We start from the raw sequence: 23,462 nt of genomic DNA, 5'->3' as shown, positions 1-23,462 counted from the left end.
CCCTTCGATTGGTGTTCTCGACCGTGCCTTTTTGCCACGGGCTGGAAGGATCGCAGAACCATGTCTGCGTCCCGATTTCGGCCTGCAAATGTGGCCAGCTGACGAACTCGGTACCGCGATCAAAGGTGATTGATTTGCGGGCCAGATGAGGCAGGTCGCGTACGGCTTTCATAATTTTCCCCATCACCGGCTTGGTGCGCTTGTTCGGGTTCTTCAGCAGCACGGTGAAGCGGCTGACACGTTCGACCAGCGAGGTGACATTGGTTTGCCCAAGTTTCTGTTTGAACAGCATCAAATCTCCCTCCCAGTGCCCAAACTGGCGACGGTGAGCGACATCATCTGGCCGGAATAGAATGCTGACATCACGGTCGAACTTGGGCTTCTGGCGCTTCCTGGCACGGCGTGGCCTGCGGGATTTCCGATGTTCGGGCAAGTACCACCAGAGCTCTTGGTCCATGCCTTCCTTAGAATAGATGTAGCGGTAGATCGTCTCCTGGCAGACGCGTAGCGTAGCACCTTCATAGATCATCCGGTTGCCGATCTGCTCGGGCGTCCATCCTTGCTTGATCCGTTCGATGACGCGCTTGCACAGATCGGGATGTCTGATCAGCTTGCGTTGCGTGGAACGGCGTTGCTGCGTGCGCTGGTGTGCTGCCATGCCGAAGTATCCCGCGTACTTCTTGGGAAAGGCATCATCGGCCCAGAAGTTGCGTTTGATCTCTCGGAATATCGTCGACTTGTGACGCTTCAAAACGCGCGCCATCTCAGCGACAGGGACCTTTGCAAGCCACCAGTCTTCGATCCTGCGCCGTTCTTGTAAGCTCAGTTGCGTATATACCGTTCCCATGCAATATTCCTCCTATTAGATAACTCATTGTTTTCTAATAGGAGTCGCACTTCAAAATAGCGCGCACCCCAGTACAGGGAATTTGCCTGTAATCATAGTTATGGTAACAAAAGAAGAAGCTGCCGCGGGTTGATGTGCGCGGCGGGTTCCGAGAGGCCGTGTGGAGTTGATTAGATGAGCACGTCCGCGCGGCTCAGGTCCGGTGCGATGCGGATCAGGGGGCAGTGGCGGTCGGTTTGCAGGCGGCCTGCGTTGCTGAGCTGCATCAAATCAGCCGGTATGGATGTCGCGGCTGCCAAAGCGGCCTCCAGCGGGACTTCGGCTTGGGTTGTCAGGACACGCACGGCGGTGGTCAAATCCAGGTCGGCGCCGGCCAGAGTGCCATCGGCCAGGGTCAGACGTCCGTCCTTGCGGGAAATGCGCCGGCCTTCCAGTTCGAAGGCCTCTAGCGTAGTGCCTGCGGGCGCCATCGCATCGCTGACCAGGAAGATCCGGCCGGGACCGCGTTTGGCCGCCCAGGCGGTGCGCATGACCTCGGGGTGGACATGAATGCCGTCGGCGATCAGACCCGCATTCAGGCGGCCAGAACCCAGAACGGCGCCGACAAGACCTGGCTCGCGGTTGCCCAGCTGGCTCATCGCGTTGAACAGATGGGTGGCACAAGAAGCGCCGGCCTCAGCGTAGGTCAGGCAGGTTTCATACTCCGCATCGCTGTGGCCCAGAGAGACAACCGCGCCGACTGAAACCAGTGCCCTGACCTGCGCTGGCGACACATTTTCCGGCGCGACCGTGAGCATCAGCGCAGGCAGGGACTGAGCTGCATCAACCAGAACTGCCAGATCCGCGTCCGCCATGGGGCGGATAAAGGCGGCATCATGGGCGCCCTTGCGGGCCACGGACAGATGCGGGCCCTCCAGATGCAGGCCGGCAATCCCCGGCACGCCACCCGCCACCGCCGCTTTTGCCGCCTCAATCGCCAAACGGGTCTTGGCGGCGCTGTCGGTGATCAGGGTCGGCAGGATCGTGGTGGCGCCAAGCCTGCGGTGTGCGGCTGCAATTTGCGTCAGAGTGTCCACCGAGGGATCATCGTTGAACATTACCCCGCCACCGCCATTCACCTGCAGGTCAACGTAACCGGGGGCCAGGATGCCGCCGCCAAGGTCAACCGTATCGCCGCCGCCAGCCTCGGCGTCGGCGCCGATGCCGGTGATGCGGCCTGCTTCCACCCGCAGTGCTGCGTCCTGGTGCAGCCTGACCCCGTCAAAGACAGAGCCGCCGCGGTAAATGATCGCCTGACTGCTCATACGGTTTCCGTCACTTTCCGCAGGTGTCGTGGCGCATCCGGGTTGATGCCACGCTGCATCGCGACCTGCTCGACCATGGTATAGAAGGATACGATGGCGGCGACCGGGTCTGCCAGCCAGTGGCCGGTGCGCACATGCGGCAGCACGCTGGCCTGCTTCGCCAGCGGAGTGGTGGCAAAGACCTGCGCGCCCTTGGCAGCCAGAGTATCGGCAACCTCTGCCAGCAGAGGCTCGGCGGCGTCTTTGGCGGCAAAGGCGATCACCGGAAAGCCGCCCGCCACAATCGACACCGGGCCATGCAGCACCTCGGCTGAGGAATAGCTTTCTGCGTGGATCTGGCAGGTTTCCTTGAACTTCAGCGCTGCCTCATTGGAGATCGCCATGCTGGGACCGCGCCCCAGGGTGAACAACGAGCTGCCGGTGATGGCGGCGGCGGCCGCGCTCCAGTCGCAGCGGGCGGCAGCATCCAGCTGCTCTGGCAGCTTGTGCAGCGCCGCCAGCAGGCTGTCATCGCCCTTCAGCTCTGCCAGCAGCCACAGGCCCGCCACCAGCGAGGTCACAAAAGTCTTGGTCGCGGCGACGCTGCGTTCGGGGCCTGCGTGCAGTGGCAATGTGGCCTCTGCCGTCCGGGCAAGCGGCGACGCGGGGTCATTGGTGATGGCAACGGTGCCTGCCCCTGCCCTGCGGGCGTTTCTGGTCAGCTCCACGATGTCCGGGCTTTGGCCCGATTGCGAGACAGACAGGCACAGGGCGCCCGCGACCTGCAGCTCGGCGCCGTAAACGGAGGCAACCGACGGGCCGACCGAGGCCATCGGCAGGCCCAGCAGCAGCTCGCTGGCGTATTTGAGGTAGGTACAGGCGTGGTCGGACGAGCCGCGCGCCGCAGACATCATGAACCGCAGGCCGCCGCTGCGCGCCACGGCGACCGCCGCGGACAGAGCGCTGCCGCCGTTGCTTAGCAGACGATCGACCGCCGCGGGGATCTCTTCGATTTCCTGACGCATCTGGGTGGTGTTCGGGGGCATCGGAGCAGCCTTTCCATCGGACTTGCGGATCACGGGGTTAGCCGCAGCTCAGCCACAAAGTCATAGGCGTCGCCGCGGTAGTTGGATTTGGTGAATTCTGCGACGCGGCCGTTGTCGAGGTAGGAGATCCGCTGAATGCGCAGCCCGGCGGCGCCTTCGGCAACACCCAGCAACGCCGCGTCTTCCGCCTCGAGGTTCACGGCGGAAATCTTCTGGATGGCTCGCACGGGCCGCAGGCCGCTTTCTGCCAGCAGACCATAAAGCGAGTCGCGCACGGCCAGCGGGTTGGGCAGGATGTCCAGCGGCAGCGATGCGCGCTCCACCGCCATCGGGCGCCCGCCCGCTTCGCGCAAGCGACAGATCCGCGACACCTCACCATCCGCCGCCAGCCCAAGCACCGCCACCTCTTCTGGCGACGGCAGGAAGACGCCGCGCTCCAGCCATCTGGCGCTGGTTTCCATGCCGCGCAGGCGCATGTCCTCGCTGAAAGAGGTCAGATGCGAAAGCGACTGCTCCAGGCGCGGCGTGGCGTCCCGCACAAATGAACCGGAGCCCTGGCGCTGGACAATGGCGCCTTGTTTCACCAGCTCCTGAATGGCCTTGCGCACCGTCACCCTGGACAGACCGGTGATTTCTGCAATTTCACGCTCTGGCGGCAGCGAGGAATTGGGCGGCAGAACACCGGCCTCGATGCCGTCCTCCAACCGCTGACGCAGCCGGACATAGCGCGGCCCTTCGCTGTTCTTGAGCCAATCGTCGGGGGCCAGGAAAGAGGCTGCATTCATGCCTGCAGCTCCGCGTGAAAAGCCCGGGCCAAGGTGATGGCCCCGTCAATGGGGGCGCCTTTGGGGGCGGTGACTGCGCCGCGCACGGATGTCGGCAGGCAGTCGGCATAATGCGGGCCGATGCCGCCGGTCAGACACAGGGGCAAGGCCGGTGTCCAGCCCATCTGCTGTAGCGCCTGAAGAAGGCCGGCGGCGGCGTCCTGCATCAGCGCGGTGGCTGTGCTGTCGCCAGCCGCTGCGGCCTCTGTGACCTGGCGTGCGATGCGGCCAAAGTCATGCGGTTGGGCGGTGGCTGCAAAAGCGACGATACCATCGGTGCCGCCGAAGTCCTGCAGCAGGGTCTCTGTCAGCGGTGACGGCGCTGCCAGACCGTCCCGGGTCTGCAGCGCGGCCGCCAATGCCTTGCGGCCAATCCACTGCGCGGACGCCTCGTCGCCCAGCACCGGCCCCCAGCCGCCGGCAAAATGGCGGCTGCCCTGTGTTTGCAGGGCCAGAAACGACCCGGTGCCACAATGCGCGATCGCCCCGTCGGCGCCGCCGTGTGCGCCGGCAAGCGCCGGGTGGCGGTCATCCTCCACCCGCACCCTGTCCAGCGGCAGATCCGCAGCCACCTGCTGCGCAATACGGCTGCCGGTCACGCCTGCCAGGCCAAGATAGGCCGGCAGCGCCCGCAACCCGTCCGGCGCCATATCCAGCCCGGCGGCCAGCTCTGCAAAACCTGCCTTGAGCCGCGCAATGGCGCCACCGTAATCGCTGGTGACATTGGCAGGGCCGGTCTCGACGATCAGCTGCCGTCCGCCATCCGCATAGGCAATCCGGCAGGATGTGCCGCCGCCGTCCACAGCAATGACGGGAATATTCTTCGACTCTCGCATGGTGATACCTATATGGCGCCTATGCCACAATGTAAATACCAAACAATAACCAATATGGGTGCATATTTCCTATTTTGACCAGATATTGCTACCAATACGATCTACAAAAATTTCGATAGACAAATGGTATTGTATAGGTATGCTTTCGGGCAATGGGGAGAGAACACGTGCTGCCACATACAACTGAGCAACTCCATCCGGATGCCGCCAGGCTGGAAAGTTCGTCGCTGAACGAGGCGGCTCTTGCGCTTGCGGAGAGCCAGCGGCAGGCGGCTGGCGCAGCGCGGTATCCCTTGGCGGCGGTGTGCAGCGGCGCCGAGGCGATGGCGCGCAGCCTCGCCTTGGGCGGGTCGCTGATCTATGCGGCGGCCGGGTCTTCCGGACTGATGGCTGCTGCCGATGCGATGGAGCTGGGCGGCACATTCGGCATTGCCCAAGACCGCATCCGCATCCTGATGGCCGGCGGGCTGCCGCAATCGGCGCATATGCCCGGCGGCACCGAAGATGATACCGACGGGCTGGCACAGGGGTTGGCGGGGCTGACCCCGGATGACACCGTGATTATGGTATCGGCCAGCGGCAGCACGCCCTATACGCTGGAGGCCGCCCGCCTGGCCCGTACGGCGGGTGCTGCCACCATCGGTATTGCCAACAATCCCGGCAGTGCGCTGCTGGCGCTTTGCGATCATGCGGTCCTGCTGGAAACCCCGCCAGAGCTGATTTCCGGCTCCACCCGCATGGGCGCAGGCACCGCCCAGAAAATCGCTTTGAACATGCTGTCCAGCCTGATGGCGATCAAGCTGGGCCATGTCTACCGCGGGATGATGGTCAACCTGCGCGCCGACAATGCCAAATTGCGCGCCCGCGCCGAGACCATTGTCACCCGGATTACCGGCGCCGCACCCGCCGCGGCCCGGTCGGCACTGGAACAGGCAGATGGCGCGGTCAAGCCGGCCGTCCTGATCTGCGCGGGCGCACCGTCCCTGCCCCGTGCTTTGCAGCTGCTGGAAGACAGCGCGGGACAGCTGGGCCCTGCGCTTCAGCAGCTGCCGCACACCCGCATGTAATTCAAATAAGAAACCTGGGAGGAAATGATGATACGGAAGTCTCTTGCGATTGCGCTGACAACAACAGCCCTGACGGCAACGGCCGCCTGGGCCGAAGACGTGACCCTGACAATTGAAAGCTGGCGCAACGACGACCTGTCGTTGTGGCAGGAAAAGATCATTCCGGCCTTTGAGGCCAAACATCCCGGCATCAGGGTGAAGTTCACGCCCTCGGCCCCGGCGGAATACAACGCGGTGCTGAACTCCAAGCTGGACGCCGGGTCCGCCGGCGATCTGATCACCTGCCGCCCCTTTGACGCCTCGCTGGCCCTGTTTGAGGCAGGGCATCTGACCGATCTGGATGACATGGAGGCGATGGGCAACTTCTCTGACGTGGCCAAATCCGCCTGGCAGACCGACGATGGCTCTGCCAGCTTTTGCGTGCCGATGGCCTCGGTGATCCACGGCTTTATCTACAATGCCGATGCTTTTGCAGAGCTGGGCATCGAGGTGCCGGAAACCGAGGCTGATTTCTTTGCCGCGCTGGAAAAGATCCGCGCGGACGGCAGCTATATTCCGATGGCGATGGGTACCAACGACCAGTGGGAAGCCGCCACCATGGGCTATAACAATATCGGCCCGAACTACTGGAAAGGCGAAGAAGGCCGCCGGGCGCTGATTGCCGGTGAGCAGAAGCTGACCGATGAAGCCTGGACCGCGCCTTATGCAACGCTGGCCAAATGGGGTAACTATCTGGGTGACGGCTATGAGGCACAGACCTATCCCGACAGCCAGAACCTGTTCACCCTTGGCCGGGCGGCGATTTATCCGGCGGGGTCCTGGGAAATCTCAGGCTTCAATGCGCTGGCGGATTTCAAGATGGGCGCCTTCAAGCCGCCGGTGCAGAACGCAGGCGACACCTGCTATATCTCTGATCATACCGACATCGGTATCGGCATGAATGCGGCAACCGCAAACCCTGACGCTGCCCGGACCTTCCTGGCCTGGGTCGGTTCGCCGGAGTTTGCGACGATCTTTGGCAACGCCCTGCCCGGTTTCTTTCCGCTGTCCAAAGAGCCGGTCGCGCTGGAAGACCCGCTGGCCAAGGAGTTTGTCAGCTGGCGTGGCGAATGCGAAAGCACCATCCGCTCGACCTATCAGATCCTGTCCCGCGGCACCCCGAACCTGGAAAACGAGACCTGGGGTGCGTCTGTCGCTGCCATCAAAGGCACCGCCGCGCCTGAGGAGCTGGGCAGCAAGCTGCAGGATGGCCTGGCCAGCTGGTACGCGCCGCAGCAGTAACGTCCTCCTCGCTGCGGCTTTCAGTTCCGGGCGGCCTGACCGCCGCCCGGACCTTTCAGGAGATATTCCATGAACAAGCCCCGCATCCGCTGGCATATCCCGGTGTTTCTGGCCCCTGCCGTGCTGATCTACACCGCCGTGATGATCTTTCCGCTGTTCAACACCCTGCGTCTGGCGCTCTACAGCCGGATCGATCAGGAGCGGGTCTTTACCGGGCTGGCCAATTTCCAGACCCTGTTCTTTGATCCCATCTGGTCAGAGCAGTTCTGGAACGCCCTGGGCAATAACCTCTGGTTCTTTCTGGTGCATATGCTGGTGCAGAACCCGATCGGCATCGCGCTGGCGGCGCTTCTCAGCCACCCGCGGCTGCGCTTTGCGGCGCTGTACCGGTCGGCGATCTTCATTCCGACCATCCTCAGCTTTGTGGTTGTCGGCTTTGCCTGGAAGCTGATCCTGTCGCCGATCTGGGGCATTGCGCCATCGATGCTGGATGCGGTTGGCCTGAAATCCCTGTTTGCGCCCTGGCTGGGCAAGGAGGAATACGCGCTGACCACATTGGCGCTGATTTCCGTCTGGCAGTTCGTGGGTATACCGATGATGCTGATCTATGCGGCGCTGCTGTCGATCCCCGAGGAAATCCTCGAAGCCGGCGAGGTTGATGGCATCACTGGCCTGGCGGCGTTCTGGAAGATCAAGCTGCCGCTGATCCTGCCGTCGATCGGGATCATCTCGATCCTGACCTTTGTTGGCAATTTCAACGCCTTTGACCTGATTTATGCGTCCCAGGGCGCGCTGGCGGGGCCGGATTTCTCAACTGATATCCTTGGCACTTTCATGTATCGCACCTTTTTTGGCTTTCAGCTTCAGCTGGGTGATCCGCATATGGGATCCGCCATTGCCGGGGCGATGTTTGCGATCATCCTGCTGGGAGTCTGTGTCTATCTCTTTGGCATCCAGACCCGGATGCGCCGGTACCAGCTGTAAGGAGCAGATGATATGACCAAGGCCCGCTCCAATTCGCTGAACACCTATGCCATGCATGGCGCGCTGATCCTCTATGTGCTGATTGCGCTGTTTCCGGTGTTTGTGATCCTGATCAACAGCTTCAAGACCCGCAAGGCGATCTTCCGCGAGCCGCTGGCGCTGCCGGATGCCGACAGTTTTTCGATGATCGGCTATCAGACCGTGATGAAACAGGGGGATTTCTTCCTCTACTTTCAAAACTCGCTGATTGTCACCGTTGCCTCGCTGTTTTTCGTGCTGCTGTTTGGTGCCATGGCGGCCTATGCGCTCAGCGAGTACCGTTTCAGGGGCAACACGCTGATGGGGCTGTATCTGGCGCTTGGCATCATGATCCCGATCCGTATCGGCACGGTGGCGATCCTTGAAATGATGGTTGCTTCGGGCCTGGTGAATAGCCTATGGGCGCTGATCCTGGTCTATACCGCGCAAGGCCTGCCGCTGGCGGTCTTTATCCTCAGCGAGTTCATGAAACAGGTCAGCGACGATCTGAAGAACGCTGGCCGCATTGACGGGCTGAGCGAATACACCATCTTTTTCCGGCTGGTGCTGCCGCTGGTGCGCCCGGCGATGGCCACGGTTGCCGTGTTCAACATGATCCCGATCTGGAATGACCTGTGGTTCCCGCTGATCCTGGCCCCGGCTGAGGAAACCAAAACCCTGACGCTGGGCAGCCAGGTCTTTATCGGCCAGTTCGTGACCGACTGGAACGCGGTTCTGTCAGCGCTGTCGATGGCCATTCTGCCGGCGCTGGTTCTCTATGTGATCTTCTCGCGCCAGCTGATCCGCGGCATTACATCCGGAGCTGTGAAATGACCCGCGTCCTGATCGCCGGCCTTGGCAATATGGGCCTGTCCCACGCGCTGGCCCACCATCGCAGCCCCGACGTCGAAATCATCGGGCTGGTGAACCGTTCCGGCACTGTCAGCCACCCGGACCTGCAAGGCTATCCGGTGTTCACCGATTTCCGCCGCGCGCTGGCAGCGACCAGACCGGACCTTGCTGTGATCGCCACTTATTCCGACAGCCACGCGGATTATGCCTGCGCAGCAATGGAGGCTGGCGCGCATGTGTTTGTGGAAAAACCGCTGGCCACCACTGTCGCCGACGCGCAGCGGGTGGTTGACACTGCCATAGAGTTGGGCCGCAAACTCGTCGTCGGCTACATCCTGCGCCATCACCCCAGCTGGCAGCGGCTGATTGCCGAAGCGCGCGCTCTTGGCGGCCCTTATGTGTTCCGCCTGAACCTCAACCAGCAATCCTCCGGCGCCGAATGGGAAACCCACAAGGCGCTGATGCAGACCACCAGCCCGATCGTCGACTGCGGCGTCCATTATGTTGATGTGATGTGCCAGATCACCGATGCCGCCCCGGTCAGGGTGCATGGCATGGGCCTGCGGCTCTCGGATGAAATTCCGCAGGACATGTACAATTACGGCCAGTTCCAGGTTGTCTTCGCGGACGGCTCCACCGGGTGGTACGAGGCCGGCTGGGGGCCGATGATGTCGGAAACCGCGTTTTTCGTAAAAGACATCATCACCCCCAATGGCTCTGTATCGATCACCGAAGGAAACAAGGGCGCATCGGCAGATGTGGACGGGCACACCCGCGTCGGCAGCATTCTGGTGCACCGCCCCGACGGGGACCGGATGATCGACATGCCCGATGAACCCGGCCACCAAGAGCTCTGTAATGCCGAACAGGAATTTGTGCTGCGCGCCATCGCCGAAGACACCGATCTCAGCCGCCATATGTGCGACGCCGTGCAATCACTCGCCATCTGTCTGGCCGCGGATCAAAGCATCCGCACCGGCCAGCCCGTATCCCTGGAGGAGGAGGCCCAATGACCGCCCTGTCCCTGAACAATGTCAACAAGTCCTTTGGCCCGGTCCACGTCCTGAAAGACATCAGCCTCGAAGTGGAAGATGGCGAGTTTGTGGTGTTCGTCGGCCCGTCGGGCTGCGGCAAGTCCACCCTCCTGCGCGTTATCGCCGGGTTGGAGGATGCCAGCTCTGGCGACATCCGCATCGGCGGCGAGCTGGTCAACCAGACGCCGCCTTCCAAACGCGGTATCGCCATGGTGTTCCAAAGCTATGCGCTTTATCCGCATCTGAATGTGCGCGGCAACCTGACATTGGCCCTGAAACAGGAACGCCAGCCCAAGGCGGTGATCGAGGAACGGGTGGCCGAGGCCAGCCGGATGCTGGGGCTGGAGCCCTATCTGGACCGCTACCCGTCCGAGCTGTCCGGCGGTCAGCGCCAGCGCGTCGCCATCGGCCGGGCCATCGTGCGCCAGCCCAGGTTGTTCCTGTTTGACGAACCGCTGTCGAACCTTGATGCGGCGCTGCGCATGAACACGCGGATCGAAATCGCCAACCTGCACCGGCAGCTGTCCGCGTCGATGATCTATGTGACCCATGACCAGACAGAGGCAATGACCCTGGCTGACAAGATCGTGGTGCTGCGCGACGGCCGGGTAGAGCAGATTGGCAGCCCGATGGAGCTGTACAACAATCCCGCCAACCGGTTTGTCGCAGGGTTCCTGGGGGCGCCTTCGATGAACTTCCTGCCTGCGGCAGCGCTGTCGCCGGGTGATCCACGCGAAATGGGCCTGCGTCCCGAAGACATCCGGCTGCAAAGCGGCGGACCGATTGCCGGTGCCGTGTCCCATGTGGAGCAGCTGGGCGGCGACACCAATGTGATCCTGCAAACCGCCACGGCGCCGCTGACGATCCGGCTGTTCGGCCAGCACACCATTGTGCCGGGCGATGACGTCCAATTCGGATACGACCCGGCGCGGGCCTATTACTTTGGTGATGACGGCCAGCGGGTGTCATGACCTAAGCGATTTATCTGAAAGATTTTTCTTCCTGCCTCGGGTCACTGTCGCCAAGCGACCCGGCCTGGCCGCTGTCCTGGCGTCCCCTGCCGGAACGGCCTGCGCCGCCGCCCGCCGCCGGGGCGCTGTGCAAATTGTTTAAAAATTTCTTAAAATTTCCGCAAAAACAAATTGTCAGCCCTAGTCTGCCCAAATTTTGCCTTTCATGGCTGTTTGTTCGGTCTTCAGAAAAGTAGAGGCGGCTTTGATCCCGGATCCTGTGCTGCCCGTTCAGACCGACAAGGACGAAATCTATCATGGATGAGACCACCGATTGTCAGCCCGCTGATCCCGGAAGTTTTCCTTTTTTGCAACAAGGCCATGCCCGCCTTGCCAGTCTTGCCGGCGAAATCGAGGATCTCCAGGATCTCTTGCTGGACGTCCAGGCGCTGGAAGCGGCGGGTGGCCGCAGCCAGACCGGCCGCCTGCTGAAAGAGCTTGAAGACTTCAAACCCAGCGTCACGATGATCGGGCAGATCAAATCCGGCAAAACCTCTCTGGTCAATGCAATGGTGGCCCGCCCCGGCCTGCTGCCTGCAGATGTGAACCCCTGGACCTCGGTTGTCACCTCGCTGAATCTGAATGCACCGCGCAAGGATGGCGACCCGGTGGCCTCCTTCCAGTTCTTCAACGGCGATGAATGGGACCATCTGGTGTCCAGCGGCGGCCGTATCGGCGAACTGTCGATGCGCGCAGGCGCTGATGAGGAGCTGCAGAAAATCCAGGCTCAGGTCGCGGAAATGCGCGAAAAGACCCGCAAGCGGCTGGGCCGCCGGTTTGAGCTGCTTTTGGGCCAGAAGCATGATTACCGGCATCTGGATGACGACCTAATGCAGCGTTATGTCTGTCTGGGCGATGATTTCGAAATGGCAGGCAGCAGCGATCAGCAGGGCCGTTTTGCCGATATCACCAAATCTGCCGACCTGTTTCTGCCGCTGCCTTCGCTGCCGGTGCCGCTGTGCCTGCGCGACACGCCCGGCGTCAACGACACCTTCCTGATGCGTGAGCAGATCACCATCAAGTCGCTGCGCAACAGCCGCCTGTGCGTGGTGGTGCTGTCTGCCTCCCAGGCGCTGAGCTCGGTCGACATGGGCCTGATCCGGATGATCTCCAATGTGCGGTCGGAAGGCATCGTGATTTTTGTGAACCGGATAGACGAGCTGCCGGACCCGGTGAACCAGATCCCGGATATCCGCGACAGCATCCTGGCGACCCTGGAGAAAATGAACGGCCCGGAGAACCCCAGGATCGTTTTTGGCAGCGCCCTGTGGGCCAATGCCGCCCTGGCGCCGGAAACCTATCCGCTCTGCCATGACAGCGCCGCTTCATTGCGGCAATATGCCGGGCCGGATGCGCTGGCCGGACCAGAGCAGATGTGGCAGCTCTCCGGCGTGCCGGAGCTGTTTGAAACTATTGGCGCGCGTCTGGCCGAAGGCGCCGGTGCGCGGCTTCTGTCCGAGACCCGTCAGCGCGCGGCCAACCAGGTGTCCAGCATGAAGACAGCCTGCACCGTGGCCTCTATGCGGATCGACGGCAACCGCATTTCGGTGATCGAGCCTGCGGCACTCAGCCAGCTGCTGGGACGGCTGGAAACCATCAGCATGGCGCAGATGGACACCGCGCTGGATCAGGTGTTTGCCGCTTTCTCTGCCAGGGTTGACCAGGCGCATAACAAGTTTCTGGAGCGGGCGGTGGCGTCCCTGCTGCAGCATCTGGAAAACTACGGCGAAAACGAAACCTGGCAATATGCACCCGACGGTCTGCGGATTTTGCTGCGGTCCAGCTATCAGGTGATGCGCAAGAACCTGCTGGCGGCCTGCACCCAGGTCTACAGCGATGCCGCGTCGGCAATCTTCGACACCTACCAGCAGGCGGTTTCGATTCAGGTCAGCGATTTCCGTATCGCCCCCGCAGCCGTGCCCGAAGTGCCGCCGCCGGTGGCGATCGGTGCCACTATTGCCCTGGATCTGCAAACCTCCTGGTGGAAAAGCTGGTGGAAACGCCGCCGCGGATACCGGGCCTATGCCAGCGGCTTTTATGATCTGATCAAGGCGGAAACGGCGCCGATCGTTCAGGAACTGAAGGAACAGCAGGCAGCTGAAATCCGCCAGGACGCCCGCGAACGCCTGATGGCATTTTTCACCGAGCAGCGGGCGCTGCTGATGGATGTGGCTGAAAAGACAAGGATCAGCGTGAACGACTTGAATAATCTGTTCGGAATCACCGCGCAGCAGGAGCAGGCAGAACTGCTGGATCTGCTGCTGAAGGAACTGGCGCCAGACGGCGCGAAACAGACAGACGAACCGGCGCAAGCCGCCCGCAAAGGAGCCGCCGCATGACGCAACCGCAGACACTGGACCGCAAACCCAGGATTGCCATCATGGGCGAGTTCAGCGCCGGCAAGAGCACGCTGTCGAACCTGCTGCTGGGGCGGCGTATTCTGCCCGAAAAGGTCACCGCCACCCGGCTGCCGCCGGTCTGGATCACCGAAGGGGACGCCGCGCCCTCGCGCAAGGCGCTGGACGGCAGCCGTCATCCGGTCTCGCTGCAGGCGCTGGAGGCGGTGCCGCTGGAAGAGACGCTGTATGTGCAGATCAGCTGCGAGGCGCCGGTGCTGGAAGCCTGCGATCTGATCGACTTTCCCGGCATCTCCGACCCCAACATGCCACCAGAGGTCTGGGAACGGATGCTGGCCGAGGTGGACTGCGTGTTATGGTGCACCCATGCAACACAGGCCTGGCGGCAGTCAGAGGCGGCGGCCTGGGGGCTGGTGGCTGAGGAGGTGCGCCAGCGCAGCCTGCTGCTGATCACCCGGTTCGACAAGCTGACCACGCCGCTGGACAAGCTGCGGGTGCAAACCCGGGTCACGCGCGAGACCGAGGGCCAGTTTGCCGGCGTTTGCCCGATCTCGCTGACCCAGGCGCTGGCGGCCGAACCTGACAGCCCGGAATGGGAAACCTCCGGCGCCCAAGACTTCACTGCAGCCTTGGAGGCGATTGTCGAGGCGGCCCAGCAGGGCGGCACGCCGCCCGTCTTGCAAGCTGCCGCAGCCGCCGCAGCTTCGCCTGCCCCTGCCTCTTCCTTTGTCGCGCCGCTGGCGGCGGTGCTGGAACAGCCCCAGGCCCCGGTCCAGGCAGACAGCCTGCAGGAGGTGCCAACCGGCCATGTTATTCCGCGGCGGGTGCGGCCCCAGGGCGCCAAGCGCACACCGCGTCCCGACGCGCGCAAGGACAGCGATCTTGCGTCCCTGCGCCGGGAATTGCTGGAGAGCTGAAAAAGAGGCTTGTAATCCAGCCGCCGTTGCGGTTGTGAATTGTCCTGCGGGCCGGCCAGAACCGGCCCTTCAGGCAAGGTCGCTTTTATGACTGTATCGGAAGAACTTGATGCGTTGCACGGCCAGTTTCCCGCCTGCGGGACGGTGGCCTATGCGGATCTGGCTGCGGGCATGGTCCTGGTGGCCAACAGCCAGTCGACGCTGGACCGCCATGCGCTGGACAAGCTGTGTGCCCAGGCAGGTTGCCTGCTGGGCGGGGACGGCACGCCGCCACTTGGCGCTGCTGCGCCGGACTTTGCCTTGGCACGGGAAACCGGCCGGCTCCTGCTTGCCTTCAAGTCACCGCAGCAGCCAACAGATGCGCTGTTGTGCCTGGCCGCCCCCGAACTGGATCTGGCCGCCTTTCAGATTGCCGCGCAGGCCTGTCTGGTCCGGATCAGCGCAGAGGGCTGACAGACCCGTGCAAGACGCCTTTCGAACAGGATTTTCAAAGTGACACACGACGACGCAATTGCCGGGAACCTGGCTGCCCTGGGCGCCCGCCAAACCGTGTTCCGGGATGGCAAACGGGTGATTTCCAACGGCTGCTTTCCGCCGCCGCTGCCTGCCATCCTGCAAGAGATTGCCACCACGGTTCTGCAACGGCAGCTGTGTTTTCATGCCGGCGACAGCCATCTTGCTCTTGTGGTGTCCGAACGGCGCCTGATGTCACTGGTTTCGGCCAGCAGCGATCTGGCTGAAGCCCAGCCGCTGATCGGAACCGCCCTGTCGCATGACCAGCCGGAGGTTCTGGAAGCGGTGGCTGCGGCGATGGTCCGGCTGGCGCAAATGGAACAGCCCGTTCTGGTCGAAACCGGATTTGCCGCCGCCGCTGCGGACAGCGGTCTGGGCAGCCTGGGGCTGCCCCTGACGATGCTGGAAGAGATCATGGACCTGGACCCGGCCGAGCAGGAACGGCCCATGGCTTTCTTCATTGATGCCAGCGCCGAGCTATATGCGGCCTGCCTGCTGCATTCCGGCGGCGCCTGGATGGGTGCGGCTGCGGATCAGGCGGTTCTGACCAAGCTGCAACAGATTGCCGAAGTCCAATGGGAGCGTTTCCAGGCCTCTTTTGCCAAACATGCAGGCCCGCTGGAAACGCCACGGCTGGTGTCGCTTGGCCCGGTTCTGGAGGGCGGCCTATGCGTGTCGGTGGTCTGGGCAGGCGGAGAATGCGCGCTCTTTGCCCACAGCCAGGACGATCTGGCAGCACTGCACGGCATGTGGCAGCGGGTTTTCACCCTATAAGGTGAAAACCCTGATTGGCGTTCTTGCAGGCCGGGATCAGGCGGCCAGCTGTGCCTGCATATCCCGTTTCAGCTGCAACAGGATGCTGGTGGCATCAAACAGCGACGTGTCGTCCTGTTCCACCTGGATCAGCTGGATCAGGTCTTCGGCCTCAGAGACCGCGCCGCGTATGCCTGCCAGCCCACTGTCGCCGCTGCTGTCGCAGTCTTCCAGATAGTCGCCCAGCCATTGCACCGATTTCAGGGTGTCCCGGATCAGTCGTGGGGCGTTCTGGTCTGCAGTGCCCTGCCAGGCCTGGCCCAGGCTGTGCCCCTGTTCTGTCAGATAGTCCAGTGCCGCGCCGTAGGCCTGTCGCACCTGCGGGCTGAGGCCAGAGTGCTCCGCTGCTGCCGCCTGCACGGGGACCGGACCCGGTGGCGTGGCTTGGACGGTGGGCGGACCGTCCTGCGGCGGCTGTGCCGGCGGCGCCATCGCGGGCGCGGGTTCCGGTTCGAAAGCGGTCTGAACAGGTGCGGGTGCTGCAGCCGGGATGGCTGCGGGCGCCACTGCGCATGTTCTCAGCAGGTCGCCGGCCCGGTCCAGCGCGGCCTGCTGCCGTAGGTTCGCCTCGTGCATGATCGCGGAAATCAGCGCCTGTCCGCCCGTGCGGCGCAACCGGTCGCGGTCCACGGTGCCGTCTTGCCGCCGCGCCGCCTGCGCGTCCAGAGCGGCCAGCGGCAGCACCTGATTGAAATGCTCACCTGCGGCGCTTTGAATGGCGGCCAGCGCAGGCTGCAGCCGCCCCTGAGCCGCCAGTTCATCGGCCTTGGCAACCAGCAGGATTGCGCTGTCCTTCATATTCTCCGGGGCTCTGGCCCATGCAGCCTGTTCCGCCGCGGTGAAGGCCTGGGTGCACCACAGGGCGATGTCTGTTTTCTGCGCAGACCAGGGTACCGCCCGGTCCAGCGCCACCGCATCCGGCGCTGCAATTTCCAGCACGTTGATCCGGTTCAGCGCAGGCAGCGGCAACTGTGCCTCGGCAAAGACCGCAGCCCTTGCAGCCAGCGCCGCGGTGTCGAACCCGGGCAGGCTGAAGCGGCTGCCGTCCGCCAAAACACCGCTGCAGGCCGCGGCTGCGCCGCTGGTGATCTGCAAGGTGGGCAGCGCCGCACCCGCCGGGAGCACCGGGCTGCCCAAAAGCAGGTTCACAACACTGGACTTGCCCGCGCCGGGCAGGCCGAACAGTGTCACCCGCACCGGCTGCTCCAGCGTGTCCAGCACGCTCTGGGCAGCAGCCTGCAGACGGGCCGGGATCTGCCCTTCTGCCAATGCGCACCGCAGCGCGGCAGCGGTTTCGGTGCTCTGCGCTTGTGCCATGCCTAGCGCCCTTTCCCGGCCAGCCGAACCACCTTGGCCTCCTGTTCCGGCATCGACGGCCCATCGCTGGAATTGCTGTTCATCGCCACCACACGGGTTGCAGTGGCTGATTGGTCGCCGACCAGATCCAGCGGCTTGCGGTGCATTTTGCGGGTCACCGGCTTGTTGTGATTCAGCTTGATCACCGCAAAGGAGATATTATCCTGATCCGGGTCCGCCAGTTCATCCAGCGCCGCCAGCAGCCGTTCAACGATTTCCGCACTCTTGCGGCGACGGTATTTGTGCAGGATCTTGCCGATCCGCGCATCTTCCAGAAACTGCAGCCCGTCGCTGGAGACAACCACCAGATCCCCGACTTCCAGCCGGAACGGCGCCTTGGGGCAGTCGGTGCGCGTCACCCGGTCGCCCAGGATGACCGAGGTCAGGCAGTTGCGATCCGGGTGATCCCGTCCGGCGGCCTCGTCCAGCAGCCCCGCCTTGACCATCATGTCGATCTGCGGCGCCATCGAGTGATCCTCGTTGAGCTGCTGCAGCTTGCCGCCGCGCATCAGATACAGCGGCGAGTCGCCAATCGACAGCCAGTACAGGCGGTCCTCGATCATCACCACCGACACCAGGGTGGCCCCCATGCCGCGCACACTGGGATTGTCCTGGACATAGTCCTGCACACAGCTGTTGGCCTCTGACGCGGCGCGGGTCAGGTGATAGGGGATCTGCTTTTCATACTCGGCAAAATTGACGCTCTCGAACTTCAGATTGCTGAAGGCCTCGGTCACCACCATTTTGGAGGCGACATCGCCAGCAGCATGGCCACCCATGCCATCCGCCAGAACGGCCATGCCGATATCGGTGCCTGCCGGAAAATCGGTGATGATGGCGTCTTCCTGATAGTCGCGTGCGCCCTGGCAAATGGCGGCAGCAACGTCAAAGCGTGGTTCAGGCGATTTCCACATGTTCTGCCTCCTGTGTGCCGGCGCTGGTCCAGTTGAAGTCTTCGCCGCACAGCGCCATGAAACGCAGCGTGGTTTCGCCGAGACGGATCTGATCGCCGCTCTTCAGCGCTTCATTGCTGATCACCGGCTGACCATTCAGGCGCACGATATTGCTCTTGCCGCCGTGGCCCAGAAAGAACTGCGAGGTTTCCGGGTCAAAGACAATCGCCGCGTGGTTGTTGCGGGAAATTGCAGTATCGCCGAAATCCAGCGCAACCGCCTGATCCTCGCCGCGGCCGATGGCAGACATGCCAGCCTGCAGCGTGAAGCTTTCGCCATAGCCGGGTCCGTCGGCGACCACGAGCCAGCCCACCGGGAATTTTGTGTCGCGAACCGGTGCCGCGGGGGCGGAATTGTCGAACAGATTGACGACATCGCCATCCGAGGTGTCAAAGCCCAAGAGGCGGGTCTTGGCACGGCGTTTGCGGGCGGGGGCCACGCTGACATGGGCCGTGAGATCCGGCATCTCGCCGCCAGGCTGCGGCATCTGCGCAGCGGTCTCGTCAGCTGCCGGCGCAGGCGGGGCTGCGGGGGCAGCAGAAGCCGGATCCAGGTCCCAGATGCCCGCAACGGCAACCGGATCCGCGGCAGCGGTAGCGGTAGCGGTCTCTGGCTGGCTGCTGTCGTACTGGTCCGGCTGCGGGTTCAGATCCAGATCCAGCTCCACGGTACGGGTGTGCTGTGCCACGGCCTGCAGTACTTCCTGCTGCATCGTCTCATCTGCGACCCGCAGCCTGTCCATCGGTTCAGGCCCGCTGTGCGTGTCCTGGCGTCCAATAAGTTTTCCGAAAAATCCCATGTCGTCTGCCTTTTTGCTCTTCACAGGTAGCAAAGCGGGTCTGGTAACTGCCCGGCTGCCCCTGATTTTGTCTGCCGCTGCCGCGGATTCTGCTCCGCCTGTTCCATGCTCCGGGCGGATGTCCCGGCCATGCCCGCAGCAAGCAGGGCATGGCCGGAAGAATGGTTTAGCTGCCGATCTTGTTGAACTCGGCCAGGCTGTCGGCAATGATCGCGTACCATTCGCCGGTTTCGCGCATCTCGTTCAGGCCCTTGTTGAGCAGGGACAGGTAAACGCGGCCGCGCGGGTTGGTTTTATGTGTTGCGAAATGGATCGACTGCAGCTGCGACAGGTTCGGGTTCAGCTGAACCTTGTTCGCCGCTTCCGGAAGTTCCTGGATCGCGGCATCGCCGACTTCGAGATCCAGCAGCCCCATATCCGCTTCGCCATTCAAGACAGCCCGCATGCAATCGGTGCCATCGGCCGGCTGCACCAGGGTGATCAAAGGTTCAACCAGGCCATTGCTGGACAGTTCCGACATGGACCAGCCATCCGGGCGGCAGATTTTCGCCCCGGCGTAATCCGCATAGTCCCGGACATTGGCATAGGGGTTGTCATGCAGGGTGAAATGGGCGGAAACAGATTCATAGATCGGCAGCGAGAAATTCATCTGCGTGCAGCGGTATTTGGTGTTTTCGTCCATTGTCTCGGGGTTGGAACAATCCGCCGGCTTGAACCAGGCAATCGACACATCAAAGGCGCCAAGCGGCAGCAGCGTATCGAGATGGGACTGCCAGTCATCAACGTAGCTCAGGTTGTATTCCCGGTCGTTGCCGCCACGGTTCAGCGCGGTGGTGGCCAGGCGCACCAGCATGCCGCCGCCCTTGAGGCTTTCGCCGGTGAAGGGCGCCCAGCCGTTGGCAGAGACCATCTTGATCGGCGGCTCATAGACGCTGGACTTGGCGCGCTTGGCCTGTTTTTCCTCTTCTTCCGAAATGATTTCCGTCACATCACTGTCCGCGCTCAGACGTCCGTCTTCACAGGGGATCTGCAGCACAGTGCCGGGGGCCAGGCTGTTGGGGTTGGCAATCGCGTTGCGGTTGGCGTTGAAGATCATCTGATAATCGAAGGAGCCATAGGCGGACATGGCAATCGAACCAAGGCTGTCGCCGTTCTGAACGGTATAGGGGGCACAGGCTTCCTGCGCAGCCGCAGAGGTGGAGATGAACAGGGCGGCGGTTACGGTGGTTGCGCTGTATTGAACCAGGGATTTGATCATCGTCATGAGTTTAGTTCCTTTTCAATGGCACCGCCGTGACGCCCAGAGGCCTGAAGGCAGTGATCTTGGGGGATTAGGGGATTGGGGGGGAGGTCAGTCAGTTCGTCAGAGGTCTGATTTCGCTTTGCAGCGCCTTGGAGATGATGGCGTACCATTCACCGGAAACGGACATTTCTTTCAGTCCGCGATTGAGAAGATCCAGGGTTTCATCGGCCCGTGGATGATCCTTGTGAACGATGGCATGGAGAGATTTCACCTCGCCAAGGTTCGGGTTTTCCTTGATTTGGCCAGCCAGCCCCATGGAGGCGAGCGTGTCGCTGGCAACCAGAGTGTCGAGGGCGACCACATCCACGGCCCCGGCGGTCAGGGCGGTGAAACATTCTGAAATCTGCACCGGGCGGTAGAATTTCACGGTTTCCGCGGTGAGGCCTGCGGTATCCAGATGCGCCATGGAATAGCCCTCGGGGCGGCAGATCCGGGCGCCTTTCAGCGCGCCATAGTCAAAGGCGTCGGCATAGACACTGCCGGTGGCGGCAAAGAAGCCGTCAACAATTTCATAGAAGGGATCGGAGAAGCGGTAGCTGTCGCAGCGGACCTTGTCGCCCTCGGACAGAACAGCGTATTCCTCGCAGTCGGGCTTCAGCCAGGGGAAGGAGCCTTCAAAGGCCATCGCGGGCAACAGGGTTTCCAGATGCGACTCCCAGTCGTTGACAAAGGTCACAGAGACCTCGGTGTCCGATGCGCTGCGCAGGGCGGCGGTTTCGATCAGCTGGGTGAACATGCCGCGGCCGGGCAGGTCCTCGCCGGTGAAGGGCGGGAAATCATTGCCGGTGATCAGCACCATCGGCTCTGCCGCTGCAGGGGCCGCCTGGGTTTCTGCCTGCTCGGCGGTGGCCAGTGTTTCAACCTCAATTTCAGCCTGTGTCTCTGCCTGGGCGTCAGCTTGCGGTGCCTCGGTGCCTGCTTCGGTGGCAGCTGCCGTCAGCACTTCTGCCTCTTCCGCCACCGCTTCAGCCGCAACCGCTTCTGCGGGCAGGCTTCCATCAGCGCAGGGCAGCACCAGCCGCATGCCGATTTCGATGACGTTGGGGTTGCGACCGATCACGTCCCGGTTGGCGTTGTAGATCACCCGGAACTTGGAGTGGCCATAGGCCTTCTCAGTGATTTCCCGCAGGTTGTCGTTGGCCTGGACCTCATAGACCTGGCAGGCTTCCTGTGCCTGGGCGGATTGCCCGGCGGCGGCGATGGCGATCAGCGAAGCGCCCATGAGTTTAGCAGTTGTCCGCATGTAATCTGTCCTTGTCGGTGCAGGAGGCAAAGCTCTCCCGGTGAGCGGCCGCGGGAAAGGCGGGCCGCCCGTTATTGGTGGTCAGGTGGAAGTCTTGGAGAGGTTAGCTCTGCCCGGCCAGTGTCAGGCTGACCGTGGCTGCCTCTTCGCCGCGCAGAATGTCAAAACGTGCTTCGGCAGCCCCCTGTTCCTTCAGCGCCTGCATGATCTCAGCCAGCGATTCTGCCTCTGTCAGGCGGGTGCCGGTTGCGGTTTCACGCAGCAGGATGTCTCCGGGCTGCAAATCCGCAGACCCTTGGGCAGCCTGCTGGCTAACAGCTGTGACCCACGCGCCGTCTTGCATCCGGGCTTCGAATTGCAGACCGCTGTTCATCCCGGTCCGGCGCACGACCGGCAATGCCAGCAGTCCCATTTCGAACCGTTTGGTTTCCGCATCCCTGTAACGGATGGAGGCGCGGGTATAGCCGTCCGGATCGATCTGCATCGCGGTCAGCATCTGCGAGGCAAACGGGGCATCTGCTGTCAGCGGCTGGTTATTGACAGTCAGAATATCCACGCCCGGCGCAATCCAGCTGCCTGTCTTGCCAAGATCGGTGTTTTCCCCGGTGCCGGTGATCGACACCACCCGGGCTTTGCGCACGGTCTTTTCTTCGAACTCGAAGGGCACCGAGACATCCCACAGGGCATAGCTGACCGCATGACCTGTAAAGGGCCCAGGTTGCACTGCCGCCGGTTCGGGCTGTGCCGGTTCCTCAATTGCGGCGGTTGCCTGCGGTTCGGCCGCGGCGGGTTCCGCCGGTGCCTCAGTCACTGCAGGCTTGTCAACTGCTGCCACCGTTTCTGCTGTTGCCACAGCGGCCCGTTCCTCAGCCGCCGGGGCGGGATCTGCCGCTGCAGGCGTCGCCTCTGCGATTTCTGCTGCTGCCACTGCTGCCGTCGGCGCTTCCGCAACCGCATCAGCACCGGTGCTGCCATAGTAGGCATATCCTGCCACGCCCAGACCGGCCAGAACCGCCAGAACAGAGACTGCCGGCAGGCGGCTGCGCTTTGTGTCCGCACCGGCCGGCGCAGCCGTGCTGTTGGCCGCCTGCGGCGCGGCCAGCTCAACCGCTTTGCCGTCCAGCATCGCCAGCCAGTCCCCGGCGGTCTGCAGGCGCATTGCCGGTTTTGTGTTCATCGCCTTGTCGATGGCCTCCAGGAACCCGTCGCCATATCCCTCAACCGCACCGGCCAGGGGCTCATACGGATCGGGGCGCTGTTCGGCGATGGCCACCAGCCGGGCCTGGCCGTTTACCGGCGCCTCGCCCTTGATCACATGGTACAGCGAGGCTGCCAGCGCATAGAGATCGCTCCAGGGGCCCTGATCGCTGCCGGCGATATAGAATTCCTGCGGCGAATAGCCGTCCTTGACCACCCGCAGCGCCGAATGCTTGCGGCCATCCGCGCTGGTGTCTTCGCGGGCGGCGCCAAAGTCGATCAGCACCGGCTCGCCGTCCTTGGTCAGCAGGATGTTGTCGGGGGAAATGTCGCGATGCAGCAGATTGGCGTCATGCACATACCCGATGGCTTCCAGCAGCTTGCGGGTCATGCTGGTGATCTGCTCCGGGGTCAGCGTGGCGTCCGCGTCATCCAGAATATCCTGCAGGTCGCGTCCGTCCACATAATCGATCGCCATGTAGGCGGTGTCGTTGTCTTCGAACACCTGGTGCACACCGACAATGTTGGGGTGCTTCAGCTTCGACAGGCTCTGCGCTTCGCGGATGAAATGGCGGATGATCGACTTCAGCTCGCCCTGATGCGCCCGGGACCGTGCGCTGACCTGCGCCTGGGTCCGGCGGCAGAAAGCATCCGCAAAACATTCCTTGATCACAACCGTCCGGTCCAGGCTGTCCTTAGCCAGATAGGTGATGCCAAAGCCGCCGTTGTTGAGAAAGCGTGTGATCGTGTACTGGCCGTGAAGCAGCGTGGTGCCCGGCTGCAGGTCATCCTGCTGCTCCATTTCGGCTGAATTTTCGACAAGCGTATTGAGTGCCATTCTCTTGCTCCCGTCTCACTGTTCTGTGACCGCTGCTTTTGCTGCTGCCTGCTCGATGCATTAATTCTTTGTTAATCTGATCTGTTGAGAA

Annotated in this window: 21 protein-coding genes; 10 read left to right on the top strand and 11 right to left on the bottom strand. The window is 62.7% G+C overall.

Annotated elements, in window-relative coordinates; all coding sequences use genetic code 11:
* From ACP151_RS09120 to ACP151_RS09100, 5 genes are all read right to left on the bottom strand, one after another.
* A partial coding sequence (locus ACP151_RS09120; RefSeq protein ID WP_424977595.1) for an IS30 family transposase occupies positions 1–847 on the bottom strand: 847 nt, incomplete at its 3' end.
* 170 nt (positions 848–1,017) lie between these two features.
* Positions 1,018–2,151 (bottom strand): N-acetylglucosamine-6-phosphate deacetylase, encoded by a 1,134-nt coding sequence (nagA, locus tag ACP151_RS09115; protein WP_424978576.1) that lies wholly within the window; start codon positions 2,149–2,151, stop codon positions 1,018–1,020.
* Positions 2,148–3,176 (bottom strand): SIS domain-containing protein, encoded by a 1,029-nt coding sequence (locus ACP151_RS09110; protein ID WP_424978575.1) that lies wholly within the window; start codon positions 3,174–3,176, stop codon positions 2,148–2,150. Before ACP151_RS09110 ends, nagA begins: the two co-directional genes overlap by 4 nt.
* Positions 3,177–3,205: 29 nt before the next feature.
* Positions 3,206–3,961, bottom strand: coding sequence for a GntR family transcriptional regulator (locus ACP151_RS09105; RefSeq protein WP_424978574.1), 756 nt, complete (start codon positions 3,959–3,961; stop codon positions 3,206–3,208).
* A complete protein-coding gene (locus ACP151_RS09100; protein WP_424978573.1) occupies positions 3,958–4,836 on the bottom strand; it encodes a BadF/BadG/BcrA/BcrD ATPase family protein in 879 nt (292 codons plus the stop codon). The genes ACP151_RS09105 and ACP151_RS09100 overlap by 4 nt, the downstream gene beginning before the upstream one ends.
* A 167-nt stretch (positions 4,837–5,003) precedes the next feature.
* On the opposite strand from ACP151_RS09100, the gene ACP151_RS09095 reads away from it, so the two are divergent.
* The 10 genes from ACP151_RS09095 (at position 5,004) to ACP151_RS09050 (ending at position 15,643) form a co-directional block, all read left to right on the top strand.
* Entirely contained in the window at positions 5,004–5,903 is a 900-nt protein-coding gene (locus tag ACP151_RS09095; RefSeq protein ID WP_424978572.1) for an N-acetylmuramic acid 6-phosphate etherase, read from the top strand.
* Between the two features lie 27 nt (positions 5,904–5,930).
* Positions 5,931–7,184, top strand: coding sequence for an ABC transporter substrate-binding protein (locus ACP151_RS09090; RefSeq protein ID WP_424978571.1), 1,254 nt, complete (start codon positions 5,931–5,933; stop codon positions 7,182–7,184).
* A gap of 69 nt (positions 7,185–7,253) precedes the next feature.
* A complete protein-coding gene (locus ACP151_RS09085; RefSeq protein ID WP_424978570.1) occupies positions 7,254–8,168 on the top strand; it encodes a carbohydrate ABC transporter permease in 915 nt (304 codons plus the stop codon).
* A gap of 12 nt (positions 8,169–8,180) precedes the next feature.
* Positions 8,181–9,020: a carbohydrate ABC transporter permease gene (locus ACP151_RS09080; protein ID WP_424978569.1), complete on the top strand. Its 840-nt coding sequence runs from the start codon at positions 8,181–8,183 to the stop codon at positions 9,018–9,020.
* Entirely contained in the window at positions 9,017–10,051 is a 1,035-nt protein-coding gene (locus ACP151_RS09075; protein WP_424978568.1) for a Gfo/Idh/MocA family protein, read from the top strand. The genes ACP151_RS09080 and ACP151_RS09075 overlap by 4 nt, the downstream gene beginning before the upstream one ends.
* Positions 10,048–11,043, top strand: a complete 996-nt coding sequence (locus tag ACP151_RS09070; protein WP_424978566.1) for an ABC transporter ATP-binding protein — start codon at positions 10,048–10,050, stop codon at positions 11,041–11,043. Before ACP151_RS09075 ends, ACP151_RS09070 begins: the two co-directional genes overlap by 4 nt.
* A gap of 296 nt (positions 11,044–11,339) precedes the next feature.
* The gene (locus ACP151_RS09065; RefSeq protein WP_424978565.1) at positions 11,340–13,421 is read left to right on the top strand and encodes a dynamin family protein; all 2,082 of its coding nucleotides are present in this window, start codon (positions 11,340–11,342) and stop codon (positions 13,419–13,421) included.
* On the top strand, positions 13,418–14,356 hold the full coding sequence (locus ACP151_RS09060) for a dynamin family protein (RefSeq protein ID WP_424978564.1): 939 nt from the start codon (positions 13,418–13,420) through the stop codon (positions 14,354–14,356). Before ACP151_RS09065 ends, ACP151_RS09060 begins: the two co-directional genes overlap by 4 nt.
* Positions 14,357–14,443: 87 nt before the next feature.
* The gene (locus ACP151_RS09055) at positions 14,444–14,809 is read left to right on the top strand and encodes a hypothetical protein (RefSeq protein WP_424978563.1); all 366 of its coding nucleotides are present in this window, start codon (positions 14,444–14,446) and stop codon (positions 14,807–14,809) included.
* A gap of 39 nt (positions 14,810–14,848) precedes the next feature.
* A complete protein-coding gene (locus tag ACP151_RS09050) occupies positions 14,849–15,643 on the top strand; it encodes a hypothetical protein (protein ID WP_424978562.1) in 795 nt (264 codons plus the stop codon).
* A 36-nt stretch (positions 15,644–15,679) separates the two neighbouring features.
* Here the strand turns inward: ACP151_RS09050 and ACP151_RS09045 are convergent, their stop codons facing one another.
* From ACP151_RS09045 to ACP151_RS09020, 6 genes are all read right to left on the bottom strand, one after another.
* A complete protein-coding gene (locus tag ACP151_RS09045; protein WP_424978561.1) occupies positions 15,680–16,999 on the bottom strand; it encodes a hypothetical protein in 1,320 nt (439 codons plus the stop codon).
* Positions 17,000–17,001: 2 nt separating this feature from the next.
* The gene (locus ACP151_RS09040) at positions 17,002–17,952 is read right to left on the bottom strand and encodes a PP2C family protein-serine/threonine phosphatase (protein ID WP_424978560.1); all 951 of its coding nucleotides are present in this window, start codon (positions 17,950–17,952) and stop codon (positions 17,002–17,004) included.
* Positions 17,936–18,790: an FHA domain-containing protein gene (locus tag ACP151_RS09035; RefSeq protein WP_424978559.1), complete on the bottom strand. Its 855-nt coding sequence runs from the start codon at positions 18,788–18,790 to the stop codon at positions 17,936–17,938. The genes ACP151_RS09040 and ACP151_RS09035 overlap by 17 nt, the downstream gene beginning before the upstream one ends.
* 166 nt (positions 18,791–18,956) lie before the next feature.
* Positions 18,957–20,054, bottom strand: coding sequence for a LysM peptidoglycan-binding domain-containing protein (locus ACP151_RS09030; RefSeq protein WP_424978558.1), 1,098 nt, complete (start codon positions 20,052–20,054; stop codon positions 18,957–18,959).
* Positions 20,055–20,145: 91 nt separating this feature from the next.
* Entirely contained in the window at positions 20,146–21,336 is a 1,191-nt protein-coding gene (locus tag ACP151_RS09025; protein WP_424978557.1) for a peptidoglycan-binding protein LysM, read from the bottom strand.
* Between the two features lie 103 nt (positions 21,337–21,439).
* Positions 21,440–23,371, bottom strand: coding sequence for a serine/threonine-protein kinase (locus ACP151_RS09020; RefSeq protein WP_424978556.1), 1,932 nt, complete (start codon positions 23,369–23,371; stop codon positions 21,440–21,442).
* Positions 23,372–23,462: the final 91 nt, after the last annotated feature.

Source organism: Leisingera sp. S232 (assembly GCF_049800895.1).
GTDB lineage: Bacteria > Pseudomonadota > Alphaproteobacteria > Rhodobacterales > Rhodobacteraceae > Leisingera.
The sequence above is the reverse complement of the archived record's forward strand: the minus strand, read 5'-3'. Positions and strand labels throughout refer to the sequence as shown.

Coding starts and splice junctions, on each gene's coding strand:
- nagA (WP_424978576.1), bottom strand. CDS start 2,151: ATGAGCAGTCAGGCGATCATTTACCGCGGCGGCTCTGTCTTTGACGGG.
- ACP151_RS09110 (WP_424978575.1), bottom strand. CDS start 3,176: ATGCCCCCGAACACCACCCAGATGCGTCAGGAAATCGAAGAGATCCCC.
- ACP151_RS09105 (WP_424978574.1), bottom strand. CDS start 3,961: ATGAATGCAGCCTCTTTCCTGGCCCCCGACGATTGGCTCAAGAACAGC.
- ACP151_RS09100 (WP_424978573.1), bottom strand. CDS start 4,836: ATGCGAGAGTCGAAGAATATTCCCGTCATTGCTGTGGACGGCGGCGGC.
- ACP151_RS09090 (WP_424978571.1), top strand. CDS start 5,931: ATGATACGGAAGTCTCTTGCGATTGCGCTGACAACAACAGCCCTGACG.
- ACP151_RS09085 (WP_424978570.1), top strand. CDS start 7,254: ATGAACAAGCCCCGCATCCGCTGGCATATCCCGGTGTTTCTGGCCCCT.
- ACP151_RS09080 (WP_424978569.1), top strand. CDS start 8,181: ATGACCAAGGCCCGCTCCAATTCGCTGAACACCTATGCCATGCATGGC.
- ACP151_RS09075 (WP_424978568.1), top strand. CDS start 9,017: ATGACCCGCGTCCTGATCGCCGGCCTTGGCAATATGGGCCTGTCCCAC.
- ACP151_RS09070 (WP_424978566.1), top strand. CDS start 10,048: ATGACCGCCCTGTCCCTGAACAATGTCAACAAGTCCTTTGGCCCGGTC.
- ACP151_RS09065 (WP_424978565.1), top strand. CDS start 11,340: ATGGATGAGACCACCGATTGTCAGCCCGCTGATCCCGGAAGTTTTCCT.
- ACP151_RS09060 (WP_424978564.1), top strand. CDS start 13,418: ATGACGCAACCGCAGACACTGGACCGCAAACCCAGGATTGCCATCATG.
- ACP151_RS09055 (WP_424978563.1), top strand. CDS start 14,444: ATGACTGTATCGGAAGAACTTGATGCGTTGCACGGCCAGTTTCCCGCC.
- ACP151_RS09045 (WP_424978561.1), bottom strand. CDS start 16,999: ATGGCACAAGCGCAGAGCACCGAAACCGCTGCCGCGCTGCGGTGCGCA.
- ACP151_RS09040 (WP_424978560.1), bottom strand. CDS start 17,952: ATGTGGAAATCGCCTGAACCACGCTTTGACGTTGCTGCCGCCATTTGC.
- ACP151_RS09035 (WP_424978559.1), bottom strand. CDS start 18,790: ATGGGATTTTTCGGAAAACTTATTGGACGCCAGGACACGCACAGCGGG.
- ACP151_RS09030 (WP_424978558.1), bottom strand. CDS start 20,054: ATGACGATGATCAAATCCCTGGTTCAATACAGCGCAACCACCGTAACC.
- ACP151_RS09025 (WP_424978557.1), bottom strand. CDS start 21,336: ATGCGGACAACTGCTAAACTCATGGGCGCTTCGCTGATCGCCATCGCC.
- ACP151_RS09020 (WP_424978556.1), bottom strand. CDS start 23,371: ATGGCACTCAATACGCTTGTCGAAAATTCAGCCGAAATGGAGCAGCAG.